This window comes from candidate division TA06 bacterium (genome assembly GCA_004376575.1).
GTDB lineage: Bacteria > Hydrothermota > DG-26 > E44-bin18 > E44-bin18 > E44-bin18.
This window is the reverse complement of the sequence record SOJN01000098.1, coordinates 22036-28445: the sequence shown is the minus strand read 5'-3', so window position 1 is coordinate 28445 and position 6410 is coordinate 22036. Positions and strand designations below refer to the sequence as shown.

General features: G+C 48.9%; 4 protein-coding genes. All 4 read left to right on the top strand.

Going from position 1 to position 6410, the window contains the following annotated elements:
• Window positions 1-369: 369 nt before the first annotated feature.
• Window positions 370-1344: a DUF1028 domain-containing protein gene (locus tag E3J62_08740; protein TET45057.1), complete on the top strand. Its 975-nt coding sequence runs from the start codon at window positions 370-372 to the stop codon at window positions 1342-1344.
• 290 nt (window positions 1345-1634) lie between these two features.
• A complete protein-coding gene (locus E3J62_08735; protein TET45056.1) occupies window positions 1635-2990 on the top strand; it encodes a TldD/PmbA family protein in 1356 nt (451 codons plus the stop codon).
• Between the two features lie 12 nt (window positions 2991-3002).
• Complete coding sequence (locus E3J62_08730) at window positions 3003-5657, top strand: valine--tRNA ligase (protein ID TET45055.1); 2655 nt, start codon at window positions 3003-3005, stop codon at window positions 5655-5657.
• A gap of 63 nt (window positions 5658-5720) precedes the next feature.
• Complete coding sequence (locus tag E3J62_08725; GenBank protein TET45054.1) at window positions 5721-6371, top strand: hypothetical protein; 651 nt, start codon at window positions 5721-5723, stop codon at window positions 6369-6371.
• Window positions 6372-6410: the final 39 nt, after the last annotated feature.

Here is a 6410-nt window from a genome sequence, read left to right as displayed (position 1 = left end):
ATTGAACCATATTGAACCGGGGATGGGTGCGTGGGAGGAGAGATTGAACGGGGAGTGGCGGTGAAGAGAAGGTCCGGGGACAGCCCCCCAATTCAACCCGGAAAATACGAAATTGCGAAACTACGAAATTACGAAATTGAAAACCCGAAACCACAAGATCACACAAGATTCCAAAATCCGAAAATCGAAGATCGAAGATCGAAAATAACATCTACTACAGGTGGACGAAAACAAATTTCATAAGGTTTGACCCCATTGACCTCAATGTTAGACTGCTCATGTCTTCAAACCCTTCAAGGAAGGAGGTAAGTTATGACTGTTGATTTCTGTCGCGGCTTTGTTGAGAGTAGGGTGATTAAAATATTGATAATGACTTTCTGTGTTGGAGTCGTTTCTGCACACGAAAAACCTCTGCAAGGGCAAACATCTTTTGCGAATGCGCATGAGGCTATCTCAACGTTTTCAATTGTTGCCCGTGATTCCCTCACTGGCGAACTGGGCGTTGGAGTTGCCTCTCGGTTCTTTGCGGTTGGTGTTGTTGTACCGTGGGCGAGAACAGACGTAGGAGCAGTGGCTACTCAGTCATTCGCAAACACGACCTTCGGATGGCGTGGGCTGGATCTATTAGAAAAAGGCGCAACACCGGAGGAAGTTGCTCAAATACTCTTGAGGGGAGATAAGGATCCTGGAAGGAGGCAATTCGGAATTGTATCCGCCGACGGAAAATCAGCGAATTATACGGGGAGCCAATGTTTGGCTTGGGCTGGAGGGCGGAATGGTCTCAACTATGCTATTCAAGGTAACATACTTGGAGGTGAGGTCGTAGTCACAGCCATGGAATCGGCATTTTTGCAAACGAAAGGAACCTTAGCAGAAAGACTATATGCCGCTTTACTCGCTGGTGAGAAAAACGGAGGTGATGCCCGTGGGAAACAATCGGCCGCACTGTTGGTTGTCAAAAAGAATGCTGGTTATGGTGGATTCACCGATCGAGCAATTGACATACGGGTAGATGATCATGCAGAGCCATTCAAAGAATTGGGACGATTGCTAAAATTCGCTCAGGTGAATTACTCGTGGAATGAAGCATGGACACTTTTTACTCAGAAAAGACATTTGGAAGCTCTGCCATATATGGAACGTACGGCAACTTTAGCACCAGAGAATCCAGAAGTTTTGTATGATCTTGGTGTCATCCGACTTGCAACCGGAAAGCGGAATGCCGCTCTGAAAGCCCTGGAGAAAGCAATAAAGTTGAATCCTAAATTGAAAAAGCTGGCGATTGGCGATGACGATTTGAAAAGCCTTCATGATGATCGAGAATTCAAAAAGCTAATCAAATAACCCGAGATTTCACGATATCCCGCCGGCTTGGTACCTGGTTTTACATTTTTACACTTCGCTTGTTTTGAGCAACCTAGGCGTTGCTCCCGGCCGATGTTTCGCATATTAGGGGCATTTGGGTGGCTTGGGATGAGAAAAGAGCGAACAGAAGCACTTGAATCGCGAGAAAAATGTAAAAATGTAACACCTGGTACCGAGTAGTCCCGCAACTTTTCAATAGACACACAGGGGTTTTTGTGCTATAGAGGATAAACACTTATACAAATTGAAACAGTTTCCAGGAGGATATTATGCTCGGTAAGAAAAAAGCGAGGGAACTCGTAGAAAAAGCGATCGCTATGTCTGAGGCAGAGCAGACGGAGATTGAAATCATGGCGGAGGAGTCACATCTAACCAGGTTCGCGAACTCATATATCCATCAGAATGTTTCCGGGACGAATGTTGCCATTTCGGTGAAGGCGATCATAGGGAAGAAGATAGGCCGTGCCACGACTAACAAAATGGATGAGGCATCAATCAAAGAGACACTGAAGAAGGCGGTTGAAATAGCCAGAGTGCAGAAGGAGAACCCTGATTTCAAGTCTCTGCCGGCCCCGGCCGAGGTAAAAGAGATTGACAACTATGTGGAGAGGACGGCGAAGTTCAATGCAGAGCAGAGGGCGAAGGCCGTGGAGCCCATTGCAAAGGGGGCTAGAGACAATAATCTTAAAGCATTCGGAGCCTTTACCAATGGCGTGTCAGAGATTGCCATAGGAAACTCGCTCGGTGTCTTCGCCTATAATATGGGGACCGATGCCTATGTGAACACCGTGGTGATGGGGGGAACAGGGTCTGGATATGCTCAGGCCGCGTCAAGGGATGTTGATGAGATTGATATGGAGGCTGTTGCTGCCACTGCCATAGAAAAGGCACTCAAAAGCGCAAACCCGGTTGATGTGCCTGAGGGAGAATACGTGGTTGTGCTGGAGGAGAATGCTGTTGCCGACATGATCGAATTCCTGGCCTACATAGGTTTGGGCGCCCTGGCCTTTCAAGAAGGACGTTCATTTATGTGTGGTAAGCTGGGGAAGAAACTCGTTGGGAAGAACATAAGCATATGGGATGATGGGTTTGACAGGCGCGGCTTCTCCTTTCCATTTGACTTTGAAGGAGTTCCCAAGAACAAGGTGATGCTGATTGAGAAGGGCACGGCCAAAACTGTGGTTTATGACACCTTGACCGCAGGTAAGGAGAACAAGAGGTCAACTGGCCATTCCACCGGGTCGCCATTGGGCGGACCCATTCCTCTCAATTTGTTCATGGGAGAAGGAGAGGGTACGATAGAGAACATGGTGCAGTCCACGGACAAGGGGATCTATGTCACCAGATTTCACTACACCAACGTGCTTGAACCCATTAAGGCAGTGATAACCGGGATGACAAGAGACGGAACCTTTCTGATTGAGAATGGGGAGATAACGGAGCCGGTCAAGAACTTCAGGTTTACCCAATCGATACTCGACGCTTTCTCCAATACGTCGATGATAGGCAAGGAGGCGAAGCTGATAGGCAGCAGTGCCGGCTACGGGGCCAGATTTGCAATGGGTACTGTTGCTCCCGCATTGAAGATAGACAAATTCAAGTTCACCGGCGTAACCCATTTCTAACAAGAGATTTGAATGGGACCCATCGATACCGAAATACTCAAGAGATACGAACCGACACAAGTTGAATCTAGGTGGCAGAATTTCTGGCATGAAAAGGGCTACTTCCGTGCTGAACTTGACTCCGGCAGAGAACCCTACTGCATAGTTATACCTCCTCCCAACATAACAGGCTCTCTGCATGTGGGGCATGCCTTGAACAACGGACTCCAGGACATCTTGATAAGGTTCAACAAGATGAGGGGGATGGAGACCCTATGGCTGCCAGGTATGGACCACGCGGGAATAGCAACACAGAATGTTGTTGAAAAGGAATTGAAGAAGGAGAATCTGACAAGATTCGACCTGGGAAGAGAGAAGTTCATAGATCGCGTCTGGCAGTGGAAAGAGAAGTATCAAGGCAGGATCCGTGAGCAGTTGACGAGCCTGGGGTGTTCATGCGACTGGAGCAGGGAGAGGTTCACGCTGGATGCGGGTCTGTCCTCTGCGGTCAGAGAAACATTCGTCAGATACTACGAGAAGGGCCTCATCTACAGGGGCAAGAGGATAATAAACTGGTGTCCCAGGTGCACGAGTGCCATCTCCGATCTCGAGGTGAGGCATAGAGATGTTCCCTCCAAGCTCTGGTATCTGAAATATCCGGTGAAGGATGGCGGTGAGTTCATAACAGTTGCCACGACTCGTCCTGAAACGATGCTCGGCGATACTGCCGTGGCTGTCAGCCCGAAGGATGCCCGATACAAGAAGCTCACAGGCAAAATGGTTTCGCTTCCTCTCACCGACAGGGAGATTCCTATAATTGCTGATGACCTTGTTGATCCCGAGTTTGGAACGGGAGCCGTGAAGGTGACCCCAGGTCATGATCCAAATGACTTCGACATCGGCCAAAGACACAAGCTGGCAGTGGTCAATGTGATTGGACAGGACGGCCGTATGACGGAGGAGGCGGGGAAGAAATACAAGGGGCTCACCCGGGAGGAGTGCCGCAAGAAGGTCGTTTCTGACATGGAGGCAGCTGGTCTTCTTGAAAAAATAGAGGATTATCACCATGCAGTTGGCGAGTGTGACAGATGCAAGACGACAATTGAGCCTCTCATATCAGAGCAGTGGTTCGTCAGGATGGAGGAGCTCGCAGGGCCTGCCATAGAGGTGGTGAAGAGTGGAAAAGTAAAATTCACTCCTGAGAGATGGACCAAGGTCTATCTTAACTGGATGGAGAATATAAGAGACTGGTGCATATCAAGGCAGCTCTGGTGGGGGCACCGGATACCTGTTTGGTATTGTGACGACTGTTCTGAGATCACTGTATCCCGTTCGGTGCCCGAAAGGTGCGGCTCATGCAATAGCAAAAAGATCAGACAGGATGAGGATGTTCTCGATACGTGGTTCAGTTCAGCGCTGTGGCCATTTTCAACCCTGGGATGGCCCGAAAAGACTGGCGACCTTGACGCTTTCTATCCGACCAAAGTATTGATAACAGACCCTGACATAATCTACTTGTGGGTTGCGAGAATGATATTCTCTGGCCTTGAATTGATGGAAGAGATTCCTTTCTTCGATGTGTACATTCATTCGACGGTGCTTACAAAAGATGGAAAGAGGATGTCCAGATCGCTGGGCACTGGTGTCGATCCCATAGAAATGATGAAGAAGTACGGGACAGACTCACTCCGGTTTACCTTGACCTCTCTTGAAACCCAAAGTCAGTCATTCAGGCTTTGGGAAGAGAGATGCGAAATTGGTAGAAACCTCTGCAATAAGCTGTGGAATGCTTCAAGGTTCATCTTAATGAATCTTGAAAAAGAGTTCACTGCCATCGATTTTCGTGCAAACACATCACTTGAGCTTTCGGATAGGTGGATACTCTCGAGGCTCAATCGAACCATAGAAGCTTATGCGTCTGCGATGGACAGATACTCATTTCATGAGGCTGCAAGCTGTGTCTATGAGTTTTTCTGGCACGAGTACTGCGACTGGTATCTGGAGCTCGTGAAGCCCAGGTTCTCCGGAAAGGACAAGAACCTACCTCTTTCCATTGCCGTTCACTGTCTGGACAGAATAATAAGGATGCTGCACCCGATCATGCCTTTCATTACTGAGGAGATATGGCAGAGGTTGCCGCACCAGGGCGAATCGATATTGACCGCGGGCTGGCCTGAAATTGAGGAATCGAGGGTGGACGATGCTGCAGAAAGTGAGATGCGCGTTCTGATGGATGGCATTGCTGCCGTGAGGAACATACGCTCTGAAATGAGCCTCTCGCCCCTCAAGCCTCTAATGTGCATCATCAGTGGCGACAAGAGCTCTCAGATTGAACCTTTTAGAGCTCATGAGGAGTATGTGAGCAGGCTGGCCGGTCTGTCCGAACTCAAACTCGGTGCTGGAGTGAAAAAGCCTCCAAAGTCAGCTAGCGCGGTAATAGCACCTGGTGTGACCGTCTTTGTTCCTCTTGGGGATATGATAGATGTTGAAGTGGAAAAGAAGAGGCTGAACAAAGAAATACACAAGCTAAGGTTCGAACTTGAGAGGATGGAAGGGCGGCTTGCTGATACCAATTTTGTGTCCAAGGCCCCTTCTGAGGTCGTAGAAACGACAAAGAGAAAAAGAGAGGTCTGGACGGATAAGGTCAGGAAGCTAGAGGAAACTCTGAAGTCGATTCAAGAAGCTTAGAGAATCCTCCATACATATTTGGGGCTAGAGGGTTGGCCCGCACTCCTCCCACGAGTAGGTGCCATGGGCAAAAAGACAAAGAAGAAGGTGATGGACAAGCTTGCCAGGAAGCGGGGGCAGAAGACCGCGCAGAGCAGGCTCAAACACAAGAAACCCCCAAAGGTAAGCAAGAAACGTCGGAGACTTACCGATGAGGAAAGGATGGCTGTTGAAGAGGCTCTCCGAAGATCCCCAATTCTGCTTTCTGCCCCGGAGTTCGTTGAATTCCACTTCGATCCGGAAAAACTGACCGGATACCTGGAAGACGTGAAGGCACGCAAGCTGCAGGATCCGGAGGAGTTTTTGAGCCGGGGGATAGAACGGGTTGCTGATGAGGAATTCCTTTCAGAAGTCAAGATGCGGCTGATGCGTCACATTCAAGAGAATGAGGAAGAAGATGTTTTTTCGTCGTACTGTGCGAGAGTAGTGCTGTTTTTCGCGAGAGCGCTCAAAGAACTGGCCAAAATACCTTTTTTCGCTGCCCTTTTTGTGCGGGATGTGAAGGGCCATCGACTTTCAGATAATCCCATAATCTGGAAACTCCTGTCCACGTATTTGCCGTCCAGGATAGTAAAGCCTGAAGAGGAGTCGAAGTCTTCAGATGAGGAAAAGAATGTGAAAACGTCACTGAAATATCCTCACTTGGTGCTGCCTGAGAGCTATACTGAAGAGTGAGGTGCATGGTATGAACCTGCAGGTGAAGGAGAGTCCTGC

What these genes read in the sequence shown, in the direction of transcription:
- E3J62_08740 (TET45057.1), top strand. Translation starts at nt 370, where the DNA reads ATGACTTTCTGTGTTGGAGTCGTTTCTGCACACGAAAAACCTCTGCAA.
- E3J62_08735 (TET45056.1), top strand. Translation starts at nt 1,635, where the DNA reads ATGCTCGGTAAGAAAAAAGCGAGGGAACTCGTAGAAAAAGCGATCGCT.
- E3J62_08730 (TET45055.1), top strand. Translation starts at nt 3,003, where the DNA reads ATGGGACCCATCGATACCGAAATACTCAAGAGATACGAACCGACACAA.
- E3J62_08725 (TET45054.1), top strand. Translation starts at nt 5,721, where the DNA reads ATGGGCAAAAAGACAAAGAAGAAGGTGATGGACAAGCTTGCCAGGAAG.